We start from the raw sequence: 21202 nt of genomic DNA, 5'->3' as shown, positions 1-21202 counted from the left end.
GGACCGTTCACTCACGGTGGGTTGGGTCACGCCGGCTGCCCTCCGCTCGCGATCGCCTGCATCACCCGGTCGGCGTCCAGGTCGGCGTCGTTGTCGATCTGCTGGATCAACCGGCGGTCGCGGAGCACCGCGACGGTGTGGCTGACCCGGAGTACTTCCTCGAGTTCGGCGCTGATGAACAGCACCGCCATGCCGCCGCCGGACAGCTCGGCGAGCAGGCGCTGGATCTCCGCCTTGGCGCCGACGTCGATGCCGCGGGTCGGCTCGTCCACGATCAGCAGCCGCGGCTCGGTGATCAGCCAGCGGGCCAGCAGCACCTTCTGCTGGTTGCCGCCGCTGAGGTTGCGGACCGGCCGTTCCGGGTCGGCGGGCCGGATGTGCAGCGCCTTGATGTACTTGTCGGCCAGTTCCTCCTGGCGCCGCCGGGAGATCGGGCGCAGCCAGCCGCGGGACGCCTGCAGCGCGAGCACGATGTTCTCCCGGACGCTGAGGTCCTCCACCAGCCCTTCGGCCCGGCGGTTCTCCGAGCTGAAGGCGATCCGGTGGCGCATCGCGGTCCGCGGGCCGCGCAGGGTGACCGGCCGCCCGCCGATCTGGACGCCGCCGTGGTCGGCCCGGTCCGCGCCGAACAGCAGCCGGGCCAGTTCGGTGCGCCCGGAGCCGAGCAGACCGGCCAGCCCGACCACTTCGCCCTCGTGGATGGTCAGGTCGAACGGCTCGATGGCGCCGACCCGGCCCAGTCCCTCGGCCTGGATCACCACCGGGGCGTCCCGGGCCCGGTCGTGGGTACGCCCGGTCCGCTCCTCCAGTTGTTCCAGCGTCTCCAGTTCCTTGCCGATCATCTTGCTGACCAGGTCCATCTGGGGCAGTTCCGCGGTCCGGTACTCGCCGATCCGCCGGCCGTTGCGCAGCACGGTCATCCGGTCCGCGATCTCGTACACCTGGTCCAGGAAGTGGGAGACGAAGAGGATGGCCACGCCGTCGTCGGAGAGCCGGCGGATCACCCGGAACAGCTGGTCGACCTCGGAGGTGTCCAGGCTGGACGTCGGCTCGTCGAGCACCAGCACCTTGACCGACACGTCGACCGCCCGGGCGATAGCGACCATCTGCTGCACCGCCAGCGAGTAGGTGCTCAGCGGCGCGGACACGTCGATGTCCAGGTCGAGCCGCCGCAACAGCTCCGCGGACCGCTTCCGCATGCGGGACCACTGGATCTTGCCGAACCGCCGCGGTTCCCGGCCGATGAAGATGTTCTCCGCCACGCTGAGGTTGGGGCAGAGGTTGACCTCCTGGTACACGGTGCTGACGCCGGCCCGCTGGGCCTGCAGGGGCCCGGTGAACCGGACCGGCTCCCCGGCCAGCCGGACCTCCCCCGCATCGTTGGAGTAGACGCCGGTGAGCACCTTGATCAGCGTCGACTTGCCGGCGCCGTTCTCGCCCATCAGGGCGTGCACCTCACCCGGCAGCAGCCGGAAGTCGACGTCGTCGAGGGCGACCACACCCGGGAAGGTCTTGCCGATGCCGGTCATCTCGAGGACGGGTACCGGTTGACCCATCGTCCACTCCGTTCTGCAGTCACGCCCGGCCGACGCCGCGCGGTTCGCCGATCGCCCCGGCCGGGCGGCCGGGGCGATCGCCTCTGTTCATCGATGCGTACTTCGCGGCGCAGGTCAATACGCCGGCGCCGACTTGCTCAGTACTTGCGCTCGGGCAGCGCGGCCTTCGCCTGCTCCGGGGTGAACGTGGTCTCCTCGGTCAGCACCCGCTGCTCCACCTGCTCGCCCTTGACGACCTTCTTGGCCAGGTCCATCAGCTGTGGGCCGAGCAGCGGGCTGCACTCGACGATGAAGTTGATCTTCCCGGCGGCCAGCGCCGTCATGCCGTCCTTGACCGCGTCCACCGTGATGATCTTGATGTCGGTGCCGGGCTTCTTGCCGGCCGCCTCGATCGCCTCGATCGCGCCCAGGCCCATGTCGTCGTTGTGCGCGTACAGCACGTCGATGTCCGGGTTCGCCTTGATCAGCGCCTCCATGACCTCCTTGCCCTTGGCCCGGGTGAACTCGCCGGTCTGCGAGGCAATGATCTTGAACTTCGGGTCGGCCTTGATGACGTCGGTGAAGCCGGACTTGCGGTCGTTCGCCGGGGCCGATCCGGTGGTGCCCTCGAGCTGGACGATGTTCACCGGCTCGGTCTTGCCCTCGTACTCCTTGACCAGCCACTCGCCGGCCTTCTTGCCCTCCAGCACGAAGTCCGAGCCGATGAAGGTCTTGTACAGCGAGGTGTCCTGCGAGTCCACCGCGCGGTCGGTGAGGATGACCGGGATGTTCGCGTCCTTGGCCTCCTTGAGCACGGTGTCCCAACCGGTCTCGACCACCGGGGAGAACGCGATCACGTCCACCTTCTGCGCGATGTAGCTGCGGATCGCCTTGATCTGGTTCTCCTGCTTCTGCTGCGCGTCGGAGAACTTCAGTTCGATGCCGGCACTGGCGGCCGACTCCTGGATCGACTTGGTGTTCGCGGTACGCCACCCGCTCTCCGCGCCGACCTGCGCGAAGCCCATGGTGATCTTGTCGTCGCCGCCACCACCGGTCGAACCGCCACCCGCTTCCTCGCCACCACACGCGGCCACGCCGAATGCGAGCGCACCGGCAACCAGCGCGACGGACAGTCTCTTGAGCACTGAATCCTCCTGGAGTTGTCGGACGGGCCGTGCGCGGAACGCCCGCGGTCGCCGTACCGTGGAGAGCAAAACTTTGTTAGCGCTAACATCAACGCTTCGGGGATCACGTCGGTCGTTGATGCCGTCGGTGGTTGCCGATGGACAGCCGTGGAGCGTCACCTGCCGGTCACTCAGCCGAGCGACCATGTTTCAGGAGTGTTATCGCTCTCATCTCTCTCGTCAAGACTTGCGTTTCGAAGAGTTTCGTCCTCGTCGCAAACCCGGACGTCTCCGCCCGCACCCGGGCTCACCGAGCGGCAAATCGGGTCATTGCCCGGGACACCTACGGTCTCAGAGCGCGAAATGTGAGCGGTCACATTTCGGCCTCGATTTGGCCGCATCGGCGTGACCGTGGCCCGCTGCCGGACGCCCGAGGCTCCGCCCCGCCGCCGCGCCGAACGCACCGCGGGCGATGTACCGGTGCCGTGGCCGGGCCGGGGCCGTCACCCGGCCGCACCGGCTGCCGACCCACCTCCGGAACCAAACGGTCAGTCGGTCGGCGGCGCGACGCCCCAGTCGGCGAACACCACGCGGTGGTGTTCGCCGGGACGGGGCGGCGGTGCACCCAGCGACGCCGGCGTGCCGCTGAAGCGGGGCGCCGGTGCGGGTTGGCGTACCCCGTGGTGGATCGGGAAGGTGTTGCGGGCCGCGAGGTGCGGGTGGTCCGGGGCCTCGGCGAGCGACAGCACCGGCGCCACACACGCGTCGCTGCCGGCGAACACCGCGGACCACTCGTCCCGGGTCCGGGTGGCGAACACCGCCGCCAGCCGGGCCCGGATCGCCGGGTCGTCCTGGCGCAGCCCGTCCAGGTCCAGCCGGGCCAGCAACTCGGCGAAGAACCGCGGTTCCAGCGGCCCGACCGCGACGTGGCCGCCGTCCCGGGTGGCGTACACGTCGTAGAACGGCCGGCCGCCGTCGAGCAGGTTGACCCCGCGCTCGTCGCGCCACTGCCCGGCGGCCAGCATCCCGTGCACCATGGTGGACAGGTGGGCGACGCCGTCCACGATGCCGGCGTCGACCACCTGCCCCCGGCCGGTCGCGGTGGCCTCGCGCAGCGCTGCCAGCAGGCCGACCGCGAGATAGAGTGCGCCGCCGGCGAAGTCGCCGAGCAGGTTGAGCGGGATCTGCGGCGGGCCGCCGGCCGGGCCGATCGCGTGCAGGACGCCGGTGACCGCCAGATAGGTGATGTCGTGTCCGGCCCGGCCGGCCAGGGGACCGTCCTGGCCCCAGCCGGTCATCCGGCCGTACACCAGCCGGGGGTTGATCGCATGGCAGTCCGCCGGGCCGAGGCCGAGCCGTTCCGCGACGCCGGGCCGGAAGCCCTCGATCAGCGCGTCGGCCCGGCCGGCGAGCCCGCGCACCGCGGCGGCGCCGGCCGCGTCCTTGAGGTCGACGGCGACCGACCGCTTGCCCCGATGCAGCAGATCCTGATCCGGCGCCGGCAGCCCGGCCGGCGGCCCGCCCGGGCGGTCGACCCGGACCACGTCGGCGCCCAGGTCGGCGAGGAGCATGCCGCAGAACGGGCCGGGGCCGATCCCGCCCAGCTCCAGCACCCGCAGGCCGTGCAACGGTCCCATGCCGGAGAATCTAGGCGTTCACCCGCTCGGCGCGCGACTGCACCGCCAGCGGCGCCAGCCCGGCCCAGACCAGCAGGGACGCGAGCGGCAGCAGGTCCAGGTTCACCGCGAGGGCGACGAAGCCGCCCAGCACCAGGGCCGGGCTCCACCACGGCAGGCGGCGCAGCACCAGCAGCGTGAGCAGGCCGAACTGGAACAGCAGCGGACCGATCAGCTGCAGCGGGCCGGGCAGCGGCGCGGCGGACTGGAAGCCCTCGGACAGGTCACCGGCGATCACCCAGAGGAAGCAGGCGGCGCCGATCAGGACCGCGGCGGTGGCCGCGTTGGACAGCGCCGAGGGGGTACGCAGCCGGAGCGCCAGCACGGCGAACAGGATCATCGCGACGAAGAACGCGACGTGCCCCACGTCCCACAGCCAGCCGCCCCGCACGTCGTCGAGGCCGTCGAAGAACCGCAGGACGCCGTAGAGCAGCATGAGGGCGGGCGCGGTCACGGCACAGAAGCGAGTCATGCGGGCAGACTCGCGTGGCGGCGGCCCGAGTTCCTATCCGGACTTCCCCGGGTACTCCCCCGATCTCCGCCGTCCGGCTTCCGCCGCCGGCAACCCGGGTCTACTGGCCGAGCAGCCAGCGGTGCGGTGCGGCCAGCTTGCCGGCGCGGGCCGGGCCCCACGATCCGGGCGGGTACGGCGCCATCCGGGGCCGGTCGGCCAGCAGCGGCGCGGCCACCTTCCACACCGCCGCGAGGCCGTCCGGGCGGGTGAACAGCGACCGGTCCCCGACCAGCACGTCGTGCAGCAGGCGGACGTACGGCGGCAGCGGCTCGGCGTCGGGCAGGTCGGCCAGGGGCAGCCGCACCGAGGCCGGCCGCAGGGACAGCTCCACCCCGGGCTTCTTGGCCAGCAGGCCGAGGTCGATCTCGCCGGACCCGGAGAGCGCGAAGGACAGCACGTTGGACTGGGCCGCGAGGCCGGCGAACGGGTGGTCGGGGGTGCGCAGCACCAGGCTCACCCGCTGCTCGTCGGCGGCGAGCCGCTTGCCGGTCCGGAGCAGGAACGGCACCCCGCGCCAGCGCGGGTTGTCGATCCACAGCCGGGCCGCGACGTACGTGTCGGTCCGCGACCGCCGGCCCACCCCGGGCACGTCCCGGTAGCCGGCGAACTGGCCCAGCACCACCTCCGCCGGGTCCAGCGGCCGGAACGCCCGGATCACCTTCTCCCGGGCGGCCCGCAGGTCGTCCGCGCCGAGGCTGGCCGGGGGTTCCATGGCCACCTCCGCGGCGACCTGGAACAGGTGGGTCACGAGCATGTCCAGGACCGCACCGGTGGCGTCGTAGAACTCGGCCCGGTCGTCGACGCCGAGCGTCTCCGGCACGTCGATCTGCACGCTCTCGATGTGCCGGCGGTTCCACACGGCGCCGAACATCTCGTTGGCGAACCGCAGCACGTGCAGGTTCTGCGTCGCCTCCTTGCCCAGGAAGTGGTCGATCCGGTACACCTGCGACTCGTCCAGCACCGAGTGCACCAGCCGGTCGAGCTCGCGGAAGTTCTCCGGCGACGTGCCGAACGGCTTCTCGTACACCACCCGCGCCCGGTCGGCCAGGCCGTGCTCGCCCAGCGCCCGGGTGATCTCGCCGAACGCGACCGGCGGCACGGCCAGGTAGTGCACCAGCTGGGCGTCGGCGGGGAGTTCGTCGCGGGCCTGGCCGATCACGTCCAGCAGGCTGCCCGGGTCGTCGGTGGCGAAGCCGCCGCCGGCGAAACGCAGCCGCCGCCGGAACTCCCGCCACGGTCCCTGGTCCGGCGCCGGGCCGAACTCGGTGAGCACGTCGTGCACGTGGCCCTGGAAGTCCTCGTGCGAGACGTCGCCGCGGCCGTTGCCGACCAGCACCCAGTCGTCCGGGAGCAGTCCCTCGACGGCCAGCGTGTAGAACGCCGGCAGCACCATCCGCTTCGCCAGGTCGCCGGTGGCGCCGAAGAGCACGAACACGGTGGGGCCGGGAGTCGTCGCCATGCCTGGGGCATGCCCACGGTCCCGGCCGGGGAATCCTCAGCGGGCGTGTGACCTGAACGTCCCCCGGTACGCCTGCGGGGTGGTGCTGAGCCGGTGCGCGAAGTGGTGCCGGAGCGTGGCGGCGCTGCCGAAGCCGGACCGGTCGGCGATCGCGTCGACGCCCAGGCCGGTGTCCTCGAGCAGCCGCCGGGCCAGCAGCACCCGTTGACTGGTGAGCCAGTCGTGCGGGGTGACGCCGGTCTCGGCCCGGAACTTGCGGGCGAACGTCCGGGGCGCCATGTGCGCCAGGTCGGCCATCGACTCGACCGTGTGCGGCCGGTCCAGCGTCTCCAGCACCTGGGTGAGGACCGGCTGCAGCGTCGCGCACTCGGGCGCCGACACCGGTGTCTCGATGTACTGGGCCTGGCCGCCGTCGCGGTGCGGCGGCACCACCATGCGCCGGGCCAGCTGGGTGGCCACCGCCGAGCCGTGCTCCTGGCGGATCACGTGCAGGCCGGCGTCGACGCTGGCGGCGGTGCCGGCGCCGGTGAGCACGTTGCCGTCCGCCACGTACAGGACGCCCGGGTCGACCTTGGCGGCCGGGTACTTCTCGGCCAGCCGGTCGGTGTGCCGCCAGTGCGTGGTGCACCGCCGGCCGTCCAGCAGGCCGGCCGCGCCGAGGGCGAACGCCCCGGTGCACACGCTCATCACCCAGGCACCGCGGTCGTGGGCCCGGCGCAGGGCGGCCAGCACCTCCTCGGGCGGATCCTCCCCGGTGTCGAACGGCACGACCGCGACCAGGTCGGCGTCCTCGACCGGGGCGAGGTCGCGCTCCGGGGCGATGGAGAACCCGGCATGGGTACGGACCGGGCCGCCGTCCGGCGAGCAGACCGAGAACCGGTGACCCGGAAGCCCCTCCGCGGTCCGGTCGTATCCGAACAGCTCACACAGCACGCCGAGCTCGAAAACCGCGACGTCCGGGAGGGCGATGACCGCGACACTTCGCAACATGCGGCCAGTCTAGAGCCGCGTGGCAGCATCTTGAACATGTATGGCTTTACTGCCGCTGTTGGCGGGCCCGTGCCCGGCGCAAGCTGAGAGTCAAGCAACCCGGTGCGCACCGGCCCACAGCACAGCCGGACTAAGGGTGAACCGCCATGGAACTCCTCATCGTCGTCCTCTTCTTCGCTCTCATCGCGCTCGCCTCGGCGCTCGGCCTCACCGCGGACAGCCGCGACAGCGCCGACTGGAAGCCCTCGCATCAGGGCGCCCGGGAATCGCGCTGGTGACGCTCCCGAGGTCTCCGGTTCAGCCGCCGGAGACCTCGTGTGCCGCGTGCATGGTGCGGCGCACCGCCGCGAGCAGCGCATCCCGGTCGAACGGCTTGTGCAGCAGCATCGAATCCGGGGGCAGCTCGTGACCACCCGGGGCGGGACCGGCCGTGTAGCCGGACATGAACAGCACCGGCAGGGCCGGACGGAGTTCGCGGAGCCGGCTGGCCAGCTGGGTGCCGGACATGCCCGGCATGACGATGTCGGTGAGCAGCAGATCGCAGCACTGCGGGTCCGCCGTGAACAGCCGCAGCGCGTCCAGCGGTGACGCCGCCTCGGCCACCCGGTAACCCGCGTTGCTCAGCTGGCGGAGCACCACCTTGCGGACCGCGTCCTCGTCCTCGACCAGCAGCACGGTCTCGCCGGCGCCCTCCGGCACCGCGCCGTGCCCGTCGCCCGGCTCGGCCTCGGCCTCGGTGGTCGCCGGGAGCCGGATCCGCACCGTGGTGCCCGCGCCGGGTGCCGAGTCGATCTCGATGGTGCCGCCCGCGTCGGTGACCGCCCCGTACGCGGTGGCCAGCCCCAGCCCGGTCCCCTGCCCCTTCGGCCGGGTGGTGAAGAACGGCTCGAACGCGCGCTGCGCCACCTCCGGCGCCATCCCGTGGCCCTGGTCGGCGACGCTCAGTTGCACCGTACCGTCGGCATTGCGGGTCTCGATCCGCAGCTCGCCGCCGTCCGGCATCGCGGCCCGGGCGTTCACCACCAGGTTGAGCAGGACCTGTTCCATCTTGCTGCGGTCCGCGCGCACCGGATGCAGGTCGTCGGCCAGCTCGGTGACCACCGTGACGTCCTCGCCGAGCGTCCGCTTGAGCAGTTCGCGGGTCTCGCTCACCACGGTGTTGAGGTCCACCCGTTCCAGCCGCGACGGTTCCAGCCGGCTGAAGATCAGCAGTTGCCGGGTCAGTCCCGCGCCGCGCTCGGCGGCCTTGCGGATGCCGTCCATGTCGGTCTGGCACTCGTGGTCCGGCGGCAGCGACTCGGTCACGATGCCGCAGTAGCCGAGGATGACCGCGAGCAGGTTGTTGAAGTCGTGCGCCACCCCGCCGGCCAGGTGGCCGAGCGAGTCGAGCCGTTCGTTCTGCCGCAACTGGTGCTCCAGGCGGTGCCGCTCCTGCTCGGCCACGATCCGCTCCGAGGTGTCGCGCAGGATGCCCTCGACCGCGACCACCGTGCCGTCCGCGTCCCGGATCGGCGCGGCGCGCTGCTCCAGGTACACCAGACCACCGTCCGGCCGGCGCCAGCGCGCGGTCAGCGGCACCGGGTCGACGTGCCGCCAGGTGCCCTCGAACGCCGGCCGGTCCTCCGGTTCCACCAGCGAGAACACCAGCTCCGGATCGGCGTACAACTGTTCCGGCGGGTAGCCCAGGATGTGCTCCACCGCCGGGCTGAGGTACTCCACGGCCGGGTGGGGCCGGCGCCGGTACCGGAAGATGATGTCCTGGGCGTGCTCGGCCAGCAGCCGGAAGCGTTCCTCGCTGACCCGCAGCGCGGTCTGGGTGGCGCGCCGCTGGTGCCGGTCCGCGGCCTCGCGGAGCTCCCGCTCCACCGCCGGCACCAGCCGGGCCAGCCGGTCCTTCAGGACGAAGTCGTGCGCGCCGGCCTTCATCAGCGCGGCCGCGGTCTCCTCGCCCACCTCGCCGGACACCAGGATGAACGGTACGTCCAGGCCGCCGTCGCGGATCAGCGCGAGGGCCTCCTCGGCGCTGAACGCGGGCAGGTTGTAGTCGCAGATGACCACGTCCGGGGTGCGCTCCCGCAGCGCGGTACGCAGATCCTCGGCGGTGTCCACCCGTTCCGCGGTCACCTCGGTGCCCACCCGGCGGAACTGCCGCTGGATCAGCAACGCGTCGTCGTCGCTGTCCTCGACGATGAGCAGCTGGATCGGCATCCGGGTCAGTCCTCGCCGCGCCACGGCGGCGCCGGCTCGTTGACCAGCAGCCAGTACACGCCGAGCACCTTGGTGGCGTCCACGAACTCGCCGAAGATCACCGGCTTGCGGACGAAGCTGTTGGCGCCCAGCCGGTAGCTGGCCACGATGTCCCGTTCCTCGCTCGACGTGGTGAGCACCACGACCGGTAGCCCGGCGGTCCGCGCGTGCGACCGGATCCGGCGCAGCACCTCGAGACCGTCCACCTTGGGCAGGTTGACGTCGAGCAGGATCAGCGCCGGGCGCAACGCCTTGCTCTCGTCGTCCGGAAGCAGGTATTCCAGCGCCTCGGCGCCGTCGTGCGCCACCACGACCTCATTCGAGATCTTGTTCCGCTGGAACGCGCGGATCGTGAACATCACGTCGTCCGGGTTGTCCTCGACGAGGAGAATCTTGCCACCGTTCATCATGCGGTCACCTCGGCCGTGGCGGGTTCCGTCGTCAGCGTGAAGAAGAAGGCGGCACCGTTGCCGACCTCGCCCTCGGCCCAGATCCGGCCGCCGTGCCGGTGCACGATCCGGGACACGATGGCCAGCCCGACGCCGGTGCCCTCGAAGTCGGAGGCGGAGTGCAGACGCTGGAACGGGTCGAACAGCTTCGCGGCGTACCGCATGTCGAACCCGGCGCCGTTGTCCCGGATCGCGAACACCCCGTCGTCCGGGCCGGTGGCCTCCACCGTGATCACGGCCGGCGTGCTGCGGGCGGTGAACTTCCACGCGTTGCCCAGCAGGTTGCGCAGCACCAGCCGGATCAGATGGGCGTCGCCCTGGGCGACGAGCCGGTCCGCCACGCTGACCTCGACGTCCCGGCTCGGGTAGGTGTCGCGCAGCTCGGCCACCACGTCCCAGGCCAGCCCGCTGATGTCGACCCGCCCGCGGCGCAGCTCCACCCGGGTGGCCCGGGACAGGTCCAGCAGGTCGTCGATCATCCGGGCCATCCGGTCCGCGTTCGCCTCGATCCGCCGCAGGTAGCCGCGACCGGTGTCGTCCAGCACGTCGGCGTAGTCCTCCAGCAGCACCTCACTGAACCCGGCCAGCGAGCGCAGTGGCGCACGCAGGTCGTGCGAGACGGAGTACGCGAACGCATCCAGTTCCCGGGTCGAGGCCTCCAGCTCGGCGGTGCGGTGCCGGACCCGCTCCTCCAGTTCCTCGTTGAGCCGGCGTACCTCGTCCTCCGCGCGTTTGCGTTCGGTGATGTCGGTGGAGATGCCGCAGATCGCGTACGGCCGGCCCTCCGCGTCCTTCAGCGGGAACTTCACCGTGATGTACGTGCGCGGCCCGTCCTCGCCGGGCGCCAGCTCCTCCAGCCGCATCGGCCGTCCCTCGGCGATCGCGGCCAGGTCGTTCGCACGGAACTCGTCGGCCACCTCCTTCGGGAACAGGTCGTGGTCGGTGAGTCCGACGATCTTCTCCCGGCGCACCCCGAACAGGCGTTCGTACTGCCGGTTGACCAGCATGTAACGCCCGTCCAGTCCGCGCATGTAGATGACCGCCGAAGTGTGGTCGAGCAGCGCGATCAGTTGCTCCTGACCCACCGCCAGGCTGGCTCCGACGCTCATCCGTTGCCCACCCGCACCTCCACCAACCGGTCGGCCGCGGCCGGAACCGCCGCCGGGCCGGTGCCGTCGGCCCGGACGAACGGGCCCGGCTGGAGCGAGACCTTCGCCACCGGCAGCGGCCCGGCGGCGCGCGCCAGTTGCGCCGAGGTACGCCGCAGCGGGGCCAGCGGGTGCTCCCGGCGCATCCGGGTGAGGCGGTCCAGGATCGACTCGTCCAGGCCGGTGGTGCCGCGCCGGTTCGACACCAGCTGCCGGTCGCCGATCCCTTCCGAATCGCGCCGGCGCTGCGGGTTGAACAGGAAGCGCTTGCTGAGCATCAGATGCGCGCCGGCGGCGCGGGCATGGCTGGACAGCAGCCGGTGCCAGTCGGCGACCGCCGGGTGGGTGCCGGCCAGCGCTTCCAGTTGGTACGGCGACAGCTCCGCCAGCCCGGCCCGGTCCAGGCCGACCGCCGCGAGCAGCCGGTCCGGCATCGACGGCCGGTCCATGCAGTGCTGCAGCTCGGACCGTTCCCGGGCGAGCAGCGCCGGCATGATCCGCTGCACGTGCCGGACGTACGACTCGTGGGTCGTGCCGAGCAGGAAGTCCCGCTTGAGCGCGTCGACGTCCAGCGCGCCGCTGGGCGGGATGTCGCCGGGCACCCAGTGCGCCGCGAACTGCCGGAACACATCCATGAAGTACTGCGGCTGCATGCCGGCACCGTGCCGGGCGTCGGCGAACTCCAGGAACAGCCGGCGCAGCGCCTCCAGCAGCGTGGTCGCCTGGCGTACCCGGTGCAGCCCCTCGTCCGAAGTCAGGCCGACCTCGCCCTCGACCAGCGGCTCCAGCACCGTGTTGACGCCCAGTTCCAGCGTCTGCCCGCGCTTGACCAGCTCGAAGAACCACTGCTCGGCCGGGTCCCCGGTGTAGCTGAGGATGACGCCGTCGGTGGTCCCGGACAGCGTGGCCAGCACCGCACCGCCGAAGTGCACCGCGATGGTGGGCACATTCCAGATCACCAGCGAGGCGTACGCGTCCCGCCCGTAGTGACCGGTGCCGGTGCGCTCGGCCAGCGCGGCGAAGTAGGTACGGAAGGGCAGCATCTCCGGTCCCGCGGCCAGACCGTCGAACGCGTGTTCCGGATGTTGCTTATGGTCCGCGTCGTTCTCCTGGTAGTGCCGGGCCACCGAGGACCCGGCCAGCCCCATGCCGATGACGAGTTCCTGGGCGACCCGGGGAGTGAGCCGGGTCGGCGACGGCAGGTCCGGCAGAATGATCGACATGGCGTCGGCCACCGCGGTACGGGGTGCCGTTCCGCCCAGCACGGCACGGTTCAACTCGGGCATTTCCTCCCGAAACCACGCATCGAGGCGCACGGGCAAGGTCGCCATCGCAACTATCCCTTCGCCGTCCCGCCCCAGACTATGACGATCAGTCTGTATTTTTCGCATTTTAATGGGATCGGTCCTCGCGGGTGCGCTGTCGGCGAACACGCTCACGGCGAACAGGGCCGTCGATCTCCCGCGTGCGCGGCTAGCGTCGAGACATGGATGTGCAGAGTCGCTACGTGGTGCCGTCGTTCGTCGAGCGCACGGCGTACGGAATCAAGCAGACCGACCCGTACAACAAGATGTTCGAGGACCGGATCATCTTCCTGGGCGTCCAGGTCGACGACACTTCGGCCAACGACGTGATGGCCCAGCTGCTGACGCTGGAGAGCGCCGACCCGGACCGCGACATCACGATGTACATCAACTCGCCCGGCGGCTCCTACACCGCGATGACCGCGATCTACGACACCATGCAGTACGTCCGCCCGGACGTCGTCACGGTGTGCCTCGGCCAGGCCGCCTCCGCGGCCGCGGTCCTGCTGGCCGGTGGCACCCGGGGCAAGCGGATGGCACTGCCCAACTCCCGGATCATGATCCACCAGCCGGCGCTCGGCGGGGCGATCCAGGGACAGGGCAGCGACCTGGAGATCCAGGCAAGGGAGATCCTCCGGATGCGCAGCCAGATGGAAGGACTCCTGGCCGAGCAGACCGGCCAGCCGCTGGACAAGGTCAACCGGGACATCGACCGGGACAAAATCATGACCGCCGACGAGGCCCACGAGTACGGCATCGTCGACGTGGTGCTGCGCAGCCGGAAGAAATCTCTCCTGGCCACGGGGTGACTCGGCGGTTGTCCGGGGTTGGTACGAAGTAGGGCGATGTTGATCGTCCTAAGGAGACCACCATGGCGTTGACCTCACGCCGCTCCGTGCTGCTCGGTGCTGGCCTCGCCGCCGGTGCCGGTCTGGCCGGCACCGGCATGCTCGCCGCGTCACCGGCGGCAGCCGCCGAACCGGTGCACGGCCCCGCCGAAGCACTCGCCCGGCTGCGGGCCGGCAACCAGCGGTTCATCACCGGGCGCCCCCGGCACCCGCACCAGACCATTGCCCACCTGCACAAGCTCGCCTCCGGGCAGCATCCCTTCGCCATCACCCTGGGCTGCGCCGACTCCCGGGTACCCCCGGAGATCCTGTTCGACCAGGGCCTCGGCGACCTGTTCGACAACCGGGTCGCCGGCAACATCGTCGACGACCTGCTGCTGGGCAGCATCGAGTTCGCGGTCGAGGAATTCGAGAGCCCTCTGATCGTCCTGCTCGGTCACGAGCGCTGCGGCGCCATCACCGCCACCATCGACGCCATCCGCACCGGAGGCACCGCCCCCGGCCACATCGGCGCCATCGTCCAGGCGCTGCGCCCCATCGTCGAGCCGGTTCTGAGCCAGCCCGGCGACCCGGTGGACAACGCGGTCCGCGCCAACATCCGCGCCCAGGCGTCCCAGCTGGCCGAGCGCAGCGACCTGATCGCCGAACGCGTGCACTCCGGCCACCTCGCCATCGTGGGCGCCCGCTACGACCTCGACGACGGCCGGGTGTCCCTGGTCAGCTGACGTCCGGCGGTCCGGCCTGCCACGCCCCGCCACCGCCACGCCCGCCACCGCCACACCCGCCACCGCCACACCCGCCCGACGCGCCCTGCCGCCCCCACCCGTCCGTGGGCGGGTCGTGCCGTTTGCCCGAGTGGCGGGCCACCGGGACGGCGAGGTCGGTGGAGTGTCGTGCCACGTGGCTGCGGCGGCGGGTCGGAGGAAACCGCGATCTCATGCGGTTGTGGTCGCATGTCGACCACAACCGCACGAGCGTCGACGTGCGCACCATTCCGGACGAGGCGTGTGGCGGGATGACCCGCTCCACGCCCGAACTCCACACCCCCCGGTGGCAGCAGGCTGCGCGTGTGGAAATGCGGCGCGCTCCACACCCACAATCCACACACTCGGTCGCCCCAGGCTGCGCGCGTGGAAATACGGTGCGCTCCACACCCACAATCCACACACTCGGTCGCCCCAGGCTGCGCGCGTGGAAATACGGCGCGCTCCACACCCACAATCCACACACTCGGTCGCCCCAGGCTGCGCGCGTGGAAATACGGCGCGCTCCACACCCACAATCCACACACTCGGTCGCCCCAGGCTGCGCGCGTGGAAATACGGCGCGCTCCACACCCACAATCCACACGCGCGGCCGGCCAGAACACGGGTAGGCCGAGGATCGATCGGGGTGTGGGTGACGGTGGTTCGTCCGGCACCTCGTTTCCGGCCACGGAATCGGCGCCTGCATGCGGCCGGCGGCGGCGCTCGGACTGACGGGTTTGCGACGGCTGGTATCGGTGCGGTGGGGCGGGTGCTCCTGAGGTGTGCCGTCACACACGGGAGGAAGCATGACCGTTCAGCAAGCAGTCCGAGGCGCCATCGACGGCGCCTCCGGGGAGACCGTCGAGGTCAAGGCCGCCGCTGTCGCCGCGGCCGCCACCGCGGCCAGCCGGATTCCGGAGCCGCCGAAGGACGAGGTGGGTGTGCTCTGGCGGATTCTGGCCACCGCGTTGTCCGTGGTGCTGGTGGTCGCGCTCGCCGGGATCGTCTGGACCGTCGTCGACGGCAAGGACAACACCAGCCCGGACGTCCTGGTCACGGTGTTCTCGTCGGCGTTGACCGGGTTCCTCGGCCTGTTCGTCAAGTCACCGGCCTGAGCCTGCCGCCGCCCGGCACGGCGTCGCCGCGCCGGGCGGTGGCGGGATCAGGAGCCGCCGGCGTTCAGGGTCACCGTGGCGGGCTGGAAGGACGTGCCGTTGACGTCGATGCCGGCCGCCTTGGCCTGGTCGATGGCCTGTCGCAGGTAGTCGTTGGTGTAGGCGAGACCTTCCGGCTGCTTGGTCAGCACCGTGTCACCGGTCTGGTTCTTCGTGGTCAGCGACAGGTCCACGGTCTGCTTCCAGGCCGCCTCGTCGATCGTGCCGGCGCCCGCGGGAGCCGGCCAGACCAGCTTGTTGACCTCGTTCATCTGCCACAGCTGGTGGCTCTTGCCGAGCTTCGAGCCCTTCGCCACCACCAGGTCGCGGCAGGCTTCCGCGTTGTCCCGGCAGTATGCCCAGCCCTTCAGCGTGCCGAGCAGGAACTTCACGGTCTGCTGCTGGTACGCCGGGTCGTTGAGCTTGTCGGTGTTGGCCCACACGGCGTCCTGCAGCATCGCCGTGCCCTCGGTCTTCCAGTCGATCACGGTGAAGTCGGCCGGGGTGTACAGCTTGCCGGTGGCCGGGTTCGTCGCCTCGAGGAGTTGGGCGTACTCGTTGTAGCTCATCGCCTGGGCGACGTCGATCTCCTTCTTCAGCAGCGCCTGCATGTCGAACTGCTGCTGGACCAGGGTGACGTCCTTGCCGGGGTCGAGCCCGGCCTTGGTCATGCCGGCGAACAACTCGAACTCGTTGCCGAAGCCCCAGTTGCCCACCTTCTTGCCCTTGAAGTCGGCGGCCTTGGTGATGCCGCTGTCCTTCCAGGCCACCTGGTACGTGCCCGAGCGGGCGAAGAACTGGCCGACGTCGGTGATGTTCGCGCCCTGTTCCCTCGACGCCAGCGCCTTGGGCACCCAGGCCACCGCGTAGTCGGCCTTGCCCTGGGCCAGCACGGTCTGCGGCACGATGTCGACGCCGCCCTCGAGGAGCTGGACGTCGAGGCCCTGCTCCCGGTAGAAGCCCTGGTCCACGGCGGCGATGTAGCCGGCGAACTGGGCCTGGTAGAACCACTGGAGTTGCAGCTTGACGGCGACCGGGGCGCCGCCGGAGGCGGTCGGGGTGGTGGGGGTGTCGGCGGTACCGCAGGCGGCGAGCAGGAGGACGGAAGCGGCGGTGCTGGCGAGCAGGATACGACGCACGCAAGGCTCCTAAGTGATCAGGCGAGATTTCCAGGGCATGGCGAGCCGCTCGACGATGAGCGTGGTCAGGTAGAAGACGAGTCCGAGGAGGCAGGCGCCGACCACGAAGGCCCAGGCACGGGGGTACGCGGTGAACGCGGCCGCGGAGGTGATCCGGGAGCCGAGTCCGGTCTGCAGGCCACCGAAGTACTCGGCGACGACCGCGGCGATGACGGCCAGCGACGACGCCTGTCGCAGGCCGGTGAAGACGAAGGGCAGCGCGCCGGGCAGGCGTACCGTGCGGGCGAACGTCCAGCCGCTCGCGGCGTAGCTGGTCATCAGCTCGCGGTGCACCGGGTCGACCTCGCGCAGGCCGCGCAGCGTGTTGAGGAACACCGGGAAGAACACGATGATCGCGGTGACCAGCCGGCGCGGCACGCTGCTGGTGGATTCGAACATGTTGTTGAGGATCGGGGCGAGCGCGATGATCGGCAGGGCGTTCAGCACCGCCGCGAACGGCACCGACACCTCACTCAGCGGGCGGAACCGGCTCGCCGCGAGCGCCGCCAGGATGGCCAGGACGGTGCCGCCGATCAGGCCGATCAGGGCGTTCGCGCCGCTGGCCAGCGCGGCCTCCCAGACGTTCGTGCGCTGCGCCACCAGCTCGCGCCAGATCGCCGACGGCGCGGGCAGGATGAACGGGGCGATCCGGCCGAGTGTGACGGTGAGTTCCCACGCCGCCAACACGAACACGCCCACCAGCACCGGCGGCAACACGGAACGGATCCATCTCATGATGCTGCCGGCACGCCGCCGCCGCGCAGTTCGCGCCGGACCGCGGTGATCGCGTCGAAGTACCGGGGTGACTGGCGGGCCGCGTCGTCGCGCTCCGGCAGGTCCACGTCGACGGACGCGGTGATCCGGCCGGGACGGGCCGACATCACCACCACCCGGTTCGAGAGGAACACCGCCTCGGAGATGGAGTGCGTGACGAACACCGTGCTGGTGCCGGTCGTCGCACAGATCTGCAGCAGTTCGCCCTGCAGCCGTTCCCGGGTCATCTCGTCCAGCGCGCCGAACGGCTCGTCCATCAATAGCAGCGGCGGATGCACGGCCAGCGCGCGGGCGATCGCCACCCGCTGCTGCATGCCGCCGGAGAGCTGGGCCGGGTAGTGCCCGCCGAACTCGGCCAGGCCGACCAGCGCGAGCATCTCGGCGGCCCGGGACCGGCGCTCGGTCCGGGACACTCCGCGCAGTTCCAGCGGCAGTTCCACGTTGCGCAACACGGTCCGCCACTCGAACAGGCCGGACTGCTGGAACGCGATGCCGTACTCCTGGTCGTTGCGGGCCTGTGCGGCCGGCTTGCCGGCCACCGTGACCGATCCGCGGGTCGGCGGAATCAGGTCCGCGATCAGCCGCAGCAGCGTGCTCTTGCCGCAGCCGGACGGCCCGATCAGCGAGACGAACTCGCCGGCCCCGACCGTCAGGTCCACCTCGGACAGTGCGGTGACCTCGTCCGCGCGGCCGGCGTTGAAGACCTTGCTGACTCCCTCGATGACCACGGCACTCACATCGTCACCACTTCCACGCGTCGGCGGTGCCGCATCAGCGGCAGTTCCAGCAGGCTGACCAGACCCGCCACGACCAGACCGAGGACGGCCGCGCCGAGCATGGCGGTGTAGACCTTCGCGGGGTCCGAGGTGGCCTCGCGGGAGTACTCGATGATGAGCCGGCCGATGCCGCCGCGGGTTCCGGTGGAGATCTCGCCGACCACGGCGCCGACCACCGCGGCGGCGCCGGCCAGCCGCAGGGCCGGGAAGAGGTACGGCAGCGCGGCGGGCAGGCGCAGCTTGAGCAGCGTGCGCCACCACCCGGCGGCGTAGCTGCGCATCAGTTCCACCCCGGCGGCCTGCGGCGACTGCAGGCCGCGCAGCATGCCGACGGCCACCGGGAAGAACGCGAGGTACGCGGCGATCACCGCGACCGTCATCCGTTCCGGCCAGACCGTGCCGCCCCAGCCGGCGATCAGTGGTGCGAGGGCGACCAGCGGCACGGTCTGGGACAGGATCACGTACGGCAGCAGACCGCGCTCGGCCAGCCGGAACCGTTGCATCAGCACCGCCAGCAGCAGGCCGACCACGGCACCGGCGAGGAACCCGGCGACCGTGATGCCGAGCGTGAACAGGCACGCCTGCAGCACCACCGTCCACACCGGACGGCCGCCGGTCAGCTCGGGCCGGCCCAGCCGTTGCAGCACGTCGACCAGGTGCGGCATGGACAGGTCGTCGGCGCGGGGCAGCAGGCGCACCCCGAACAGGACCGTGCCGTCCGGGTCGCCGACCAGCTTGTAGCCCTCCCAGAGCAGGGCGAACAGGGCCAGCCCGCCGAGCGTCCAGAGCAGCCGCCTCACGAGACCGCCGGGATGATGTGCTCGCCGTACGCCGCGAGGGTCTCCTCCTTGGCGTCGTGCTGCAGGTACACGGCGAACTGGTCGACGCCGAGTTCGCGCAGTTCGGCCAGCCGCTTGAGGTGGTTCTGCACCGGCCCGAGCAGGCAGAACCGGTCCACCACCTCGTCCGGCACGAACGTGGTGTGGCTGTTGCCGGCGCGGCCGTGTTCGGCGTAGTCGTACCCCTGGCGGTCCTTGATGTAGTCGGTGAGGACCTGCGGCACGGCGCCGTCCGCGCCGTAGCGGGCCACGATGTCCGCCACGTGGTTGCCGACCATGCCGCCGAACCAGCGGGTCTGGTCGCGCTGGTGTGCCACGTCGTCACCCACGTAGGCCGGCGCGGCCACGCAGAACCTGATCGCGGCGGGGTCCCGGCCGGCCTTCGCGGCGGCGTCCCGGACCGCCTTGATCATCCACTCGGCGATGTCCGGGTCGGCCAGTTGCAGGATGTACCCGTCGCCCACCTCGCCGGTCAGGGCCAGCGCCTTCGGCCCGTACGCCGCGACCCACACCTCCAGCCGGCTGTCCGGCGCCCATTCGAACCGCAGCTGGCGGCCGCGCAACGACACCGCGTCCCCGTTGGCCAGGCCGCGGATCACGCCGATGCTCTCCCGCAGCTGGCCGAGCGTGTTCGGTTGCAGGCCCAGGACCCGCAGCGCGGAGTCGCCCCGGCCGATGCCGCAGATGGTGCGGTTGCCGTACATCTCGTTGAGCGTGGCGAACTGGGAGGCGATCACGGTCCAGTCCCGGGTGCCCGGGTTGGTGACCATCGGGCCGACCACCACCCGGGACGTCTCGGAGAGGATCTTCGAGTAGATGACGAACGGCTCCTGCCAGAGGACGTGCGAGTCGAACGTCCACACGTGGCTGAACCCGGCCGCCTCGGCCTTCTTCGCGTACTCGACGACCTGCAGCGCGGGCGGGTCGTTCTGCAGTACCACGCCGATGTCCATGGTCACCGCACCTTCGGGAAGCCGAGGTCGACCTCGCTGGTGGCCGGGTCCGGCCAGCGGGCGGTGACGACCTTGCCGCGGGTGTAGAACTGGATGCCGTCCGGGCCGTACATGTGCAGGTCGCCGAAGAGCGAGGACTTCCAGCCGCCGAAGCTGTAGTAGGCGACCGGTACCGGCACCGGCACGTTGACGCCGACCATGCCGCAGACGACGTCGTACTGGAACTGCCGGGCCGCGCCGCCGTCCCGGGTGAAGATCGCCGTGCCGTTGCCGTACGGGTTGTCGTTGACCAGCCGCAGCGCCTCGGCGTAGGTGTCCACCCGGACCACCGACAGCACCGGGCCGAACACCTCGTCGACGTACAGCGGCGAGTCGGTCGGCACCCGGTCCACCAGCGACGCGCCCAGGAAGAATCCGGGGCCCCGGCTGACCGGCGCCTCCCGTCCGTCCACCACCAGTTCGCCGGCGGTGTCCAGGTAGGACGCCACCCGGTCCCGGTGTTCCCGGCTGATCAGCGGGCCCATCTCGGCGGCAGGGTCGCTCGCCGGACCGACCGCGATCCGGCCGACCCGCTCGGCGATCGCCGCCACCAGCGGGTCCGCCGAATCGCCGACCGCCACCACGACGGAGATCGCCATGCAGCGCTCCCCCGCCGAGCCGTAGCCGGCCGACACCGCGGCGTCCGCCGCCGCGCCGATGTCCGCGTCCGGCAGCACCACCATGTGGTTCTTCGCGCCGCCGAGCGCCTGCACCCGCTTGCCGCCCCGGGTGCCGGTCTCGTAGATGTGCCGGGCGACCGGGGTCGACCCGACGAAGCTGAGCGCCTGCACGTCCGGGTGGGCGAGCAGCGTCTCCACCGCCACCCGGTCACCCTGCACCACGTTGAACACGCCGTCCGGCAGCCCGGCCTGACGCAGCAGGTCGGCCAGCAGCAGCGACACCGACGGGTCCTTCTCGCTGGGCTTGAGCACGAACGTGTTGCCGCACACCAGCGCGTTCGCGAACATCCACATCGGCACCATGGCCGGGAAGTTGAACGGCGTGATACCGGCGACCACGCCCAGCGGCTGCCGGATCGAGTAGACGTCGACGCCGCGCGAGGCCTGCTCGCTGTAGCCGCCCTTGAGCAGGTGCGGCGCACCGGTGGCGAACTCGATGTTCTCCAGGCCGCGGGCCACCTCGCCCTCGGCGTCCGCCACCGTCTTGCCGTGCTCGCTGCTGACCAGCCCGGCGATCTCCTTGCGATGGGCGTCCACCAGTTCGCGGAACCGGAACATCACCTCGGCGCGCCGGCTCAGCGGGGCGGCCCGCCATTCCGGGTACGCGGTCAGCGCCGTCGCCACCGCGTCGTCGGTCTCGGCCGCGGTTGCGGCGACCAGGTACGCCTGCTGTTCGCCGGTGGCCGGGTCCCAGACCGGCAGCCGGGTGCCGCCCGTACCGGAGATGGCCCGGCCGTTGATCCAATGCTTGATCTCACGCATCGGGGTC

At 71.1% G+C, this 21202-nt stretch carries 20 protein-coding genes; 4 read left to right on the top strand and 16 right to left on the bottom strand.

What is annotated here, in order from left to right; genetic code table 11:
• Positions 1 to 26 precede the first annotated feature (26 nt).
• The 6 genes from LDL48_RS25705 to LDL48_RS25680 form a co-directional block, all read right to left on the bottom strand.
• Complete coding sequence (locus tag LDL48_RS25705; RefSeq protein WP_225257779.1) at positions 27 to 1556, bottom strand: sugar ABC transporter ATP-binding protein; 1530 nt, start codon at positions 1554 to 1556, stop codon at positions 27 to 29.
• A gap of 137 nt (positions 1557 to 1693) precedes the next feature.
• Positions 1694 to 2680: an ABC transporter substrate-binding protein gene (locus tag LDL48_RS25700; protein WP_225257778.1), complete on the bottom strand. Its 987-nt coding sequence runs from the start codon at positions 2678 to 2680 to the stop codon at positions 1694 to 1696.
• Positions 2681 to 3207: 527 nt separating this feature from the next.
• Positions 3208 to 4296, bottom strand: a complete 1089-nt coding sequence (locus tag LDL48_RS25695; protein WP_225257777.1) for a CaiB/BaiF CoA transferase family protein — start codon at positions 4294 to 4296, stop codon at positions 3208 to 3210.
• Between the two features lie 10 nt (positions 4297 to 4306).
• Positions 4307 to 4807, bottom strand: coding sequence for a hypothetical protein (locus LDL48_RS25690; RefSeq protein ID WP_225257776.1), 501 nt, complete (start codon positions 4805 to 4807; stop codon positions 4307 to 4309).
• Positions 4808 to 4907: 100 nt separating this feature from the next.
• On the bottom strand, positions 4908 to 6308 hold the full coding sequence (locus LDL48_RS25685; RefSeq protein ID WP_225257775.1) for a glucose-6-phosphate dehydrogenase: 1401 nt from the start codon (positions 6306 to 6308) through the stop codon (positions 4908 to 4910).
• Positions 6309 to 6344: 36 nt separating this feature from the next.
• Positions 6345 to 7298 (bottom strand): GlxA family transcriptional regulator, encoded by a 954-nt coding sequence (locus LDL48_RS25680; protein WP_225257774.1) that lies wholly within the window; start codon positions 7296 to 7298, stop codon positions 6345 to 6347.
• Positions 7299 to 7444: 146 nt separating this feature from the next.
• On the opposite strand from LDL48_RS25680, the gene LDL48_RS43680 reads away from it, so the two are divergent.
• Positions 7445 to 7576 (top strand): hypothetical protein, encoded by a 132-nt coding sequence (locus tag LDL48_RS43680; protein ID WP_255628955.1) that lies wholly within the window; start codon positions 7445 to 7447, stop codon positions 7574 to 7576.
• A gap of 19 nt (positions 7577 to 7595) precedes the next feature.
• Here LDL48_RS43680 and LDL48_RS25675 read toward each other — a convergent pair whose 3' ends face one another.
• Genes LDL48_RS25675 through LDL48_RS25660 form a run of 4 tightly spaced genes read right to left on the bottom strand, consistent with a single transcriptional unit; the run spans position 7596 to position 12473 of the window.
• Entirely contained in the window at positions 7596 to 9506 is a 1911-nt protein-coding gene (locus LDL48_RS25675; RefSeq protein ID WP_225257773.1) for a hybrid sensor histidine kinase/response regulator, read from the bottom strand.
• A gap of 5 nt (positions 9507 to 9511) precedes the next feature.
• The gene (locus tag LDL48_RS25670; RefSeq protein WP_225257772.1) at positions 9512 to 9955 is read right to left on the bottom strand and encodes a response regulator; all 444 of its coding nucleotides are present in this window, start codon (positions 9953 to 9955) and stop codon (positions 9512 to 9514) included.
• Positions 9952 to 11103: a sensor histidine kinase gene (locus LDL48_RS25665; protein WP_225257771.1), complete on the bottom strand. Its 1152-nt coding sequence runs from the start codon at positions 11101 to 11103 to the stop codon at positions 9952 to 9954. Before LDL48_RS25665 ends, LDL48_RS25670 begins: the two co-directional genes overlap by 4 nt.
• On the bottom strand, positions 11100 to 12473 hold the full coding sequence (locus LDL48_RS25660) for a hypothetical protein (protein WP_225257770.1): 1374 nt from the start codon (positions 12471 to 12473) through the stop codon (positions 11100 to 11102). Before LDL48_RS25660 ends, LDL48_RS25665 begins: the two co-directional genes overlap by 4 nt.
• 155 nt (positions 12474 to 12628) lie before the next feature.
• Here LDL48_RS25660 and LDL48_RS25655 point away from each other — a divergent pair, with 155 nt between their 5' ends.
• The 3 genes from LDL48_RS25655 to LDL48_RS25645 all read left to right on the top strand — a co-directional run bounded on the left by LDL48_RS25655 (position 12629) and on the right by LDL48_RS25645 (position 15155).
• Positions 12629 to 13255 carry an ATP-dependent Clp protease proteolytic subunit gene (locus tag LDL48_RS25655; protein ID WP_225257769.1) on the top strand — a complete coding sequence of 209 codons (627 nt, stop codon included), beginning with the start codon at positions 12629 to 12631 and terminating at the stop codon, positions 13253 to 13255.
• A gap of 62 nt (positions 13256 to 13317) precedes the next feature.
• Positions 13318 to 14019, top strand: coding sequence for a carbonic anhydrase (locus LDL48_RS25650; RefSeq protein WP_225257768.1), 702 nt, complete (start codon positions 13318 to 13320; stop codon positions 14017 to 14019).
• Between the two features lie 827 nt (positions 14020 to 14846).
• Positions 14847 to 15155: a hypothetical protein gene (locus LDL48_RS25645; protein ID WP_225257767.1), complete on the top strand. Its 309-nt coding sequence runs from the start codon at positions 14847 to 14849 to the stop codon at positions 15153 to 15155.
• Between the two features lie 47 nt (positions 15156 to 15202).
• Here LDL48_RS25645 and LDL48_RS25640 read toward each other — a convergent pair whose 3' ends face one another.
• Genes LDL48_RS25640 through LDL48_RS25615 form a run of 6 tightly spaced genes read right to left on the bottom strand, consistent with a single transcriptional unit; the run spans position 15203 to position 21195 of the window.
• Positions 15203 to 16333: an ABC transporter substrate-binding protein gene (locus LDL48_RS25640; RefSeq protein ID WP_225257766.1), complete on the bottom strand. Its 1131-nt coding sequence runs from the start codon at positions 16331 to 16333 to the stop codon at positions 15203 to 15205.
• Between the two features lie 9 nt (positions 16334 to 16342).
• A complete protein-coding gene (locus tag LDL48_RS25635) occupies positions 16343 to 17089 on the bottom strand; it encodes an ABC transporter permease (RefSeq protein ID WP_225257765.1) in 747 nt (248 codons plus the stop codon).
• A 14-nt stretch (positions 17090 to 17103) separates the two neighbouring features.
• The gene (locus LDL48_RS25630; RefSeq protein WP_225257764.1) at positions 17104 to 17883 is read right to left on the bottom strand and encodes an ABC transporter ATP-binding protein; all 780 of its coding nucleotides are present in this window, start codon (positions 17881 to 17883) and stop codon (positions 17104 to 17106) included.
• Positions 17880 to 18722, bottom strand: coding sequence for an ABC transporter permease (locus LDL48_RS25625; protein ID WP_225257763.1), 843 nt, complete (start codon positions 18720 to 18722; stop codon positions 17880 to 17882). Before LDL48_RS25625 ends, LDL48_RS25630 begins: the two co-directional genes overlap by 4 nt.
• Entirely contained in the window at positions 18719 to 19714 is a 996-nt protein-coding gene (locus LDL48_RS25620) for a TIGR03842 family LLM class F420-dependent oxidoreductase (RefSeq protein ID WP_225257762.1), read from the bottom strand. The genes LDL48_RS25625 and LDL48_RS25620 overlap by 4 nt, the downstream gene beginning before the upstream one ends.
• A 2-nt stretch (positions 19715 to 19716) precedes the next feature.
• Positions 19717 to 21195, bottom strand: coding sequence for a CoA-acylating methylmalonate-semialdehyde dehydrogenase (locus tag LDL48_RS25615; RefSeq protein ID WP_225257761.1), 1479 nt, complete (start codon positions 21193 to 21195; stop codon positions 19717 to 19719).
• Positions 21196 to 21202 lie beyond the last annotated feature (7 nt).

The sequence above is a fragment of the Jidongwangia harbinensis genome, from assembly GCF_020216025.1.
Lineage (GTDB): Bacteria > Actinomycetota > Actinomycetes > Mycobacteriales > Micromonosporaceae > Actinoplanes > Actinoplanes harbinensis.
This window is presented reverse-complemented; position numbering and strand designations above follow the sequence as displayed.

What these genes read in the sequence shown, in the direction of transcription:
- LDL48_RS25660 (WP_225257770.1), bottom strand. Translation starts at nt 12,473, where the DNA reads ATGGCGACCTTGCCCGTGCGCCTCGATGCGTGGTTTCGGGAGGAAATG.
- LDL48_RS25665 (WP_225257771.1), bottom strand. Translation starts at nt 11,103, where the DNA reads ATGAGCGTCGGAGCCAGCCTGGCGGTGGGTCAGGAGCAACTGATCGCG.
- LDL48_RS25690 (WP_225257776.1), bottom strand. Translation starts at nt 4,807, where the DNA reads ATGACTCGCTTCTGTGCCGTGACCGCGCCCGCCCTCATGCTGCTCTAC.
- LDL48_RS25680 (WP_225257774.1), bottom strand. Translation starts at nt 7,298, where the DNA reads ATGTTGCGAAGTGTCGCGGTCATCGCCCTCCCGGACGTCGCGGTTTTC.
- LDL48_RS25675 (WP_225257773.1), bottom strand. Translation starts at nt 9,506, where the DNA reads ATGCCGATCCAGCTGCTCATCGTCGAGGACAGCGACGACGACGCGTTG.
- LDL48_RS25670 (WP_225257772.1), bottom strand. Translation starts at nt 9,955, where the DNA reads ATGATGAACGGTGGCAAGATTCTCCTCGTCGAGGACAACCCGGACGAC.
- LDL48_RS25705 (WP_225257779.1), bottom strand. Translation starts at nt 1,556, where the DNA reads ATGGGTCAACCGGTACCCGTCCTCGAGATGACCGGCATCGGCAAGACC.
- LDL48_RS25655 (WP_225257769.1), top strand. Translation starts at nt 12,629, where the DNA reads ATGGATGTGCAGAGTCGCTACGTGGTGCCGTCGTTCGTCGAGCGCACG.
- LDL48_RS25650 (WP_225257768.1), top strand. Translation starts at nt 13,318, where the DNA reads ATGGCGTTGACCTCACGCCGCTCCGTGCTGCTCGGTGCTGGCCTCGCC.
- LDL48_RS25685 (WP_225257775.1), bottom strand. Translation starts at nt 6,308, where the DNA reads ATGGCGACGACTCCCGGCCCCACCGTGTTCGTGCTCTTCGGCGCCACC.
- LDL48_RS25645 (WP_225257767.1), top strand. Translation starts at nt 14,847, where the DNA reads ATGACCGTTCAGCAAGCAGTCCGAGGCGCCATCGACGGCGCCTCCGGG.
- LDL48_RS43680 (WP_255628955.1), top strand. Translation starts at nt 7,445, where the DNA reads ATGGAACTCCTCATCGTCGTCCTCTTCTTCGCTCTCATCGCGCTCGCC.
- LDL48_RS25620 (WP_225257762.1), bottom strand. Translation starts at nt 19,714, where the DNA reads ATGGACATCGGCGTGGTACTGCAGAACGACCCGCCCGCGCTGCAGGTC.
- LDL48_RS25615 (WP_225257761.1), bottom strand. Translation starts at nt 21,195, where the DNA reads ATGCGTGAGATCAAGCATTGGATCAACGGCCGGGCCATCTCCGGTACG.
- LDL48_RS25695 (WP_225257777.1), bottom strand. Translation starts at nt 4,296, where the DNA reads ATGGGACCGTTGCACGGCCTGCGGGTGCTGGAGCTGGGCGGGATCGGC.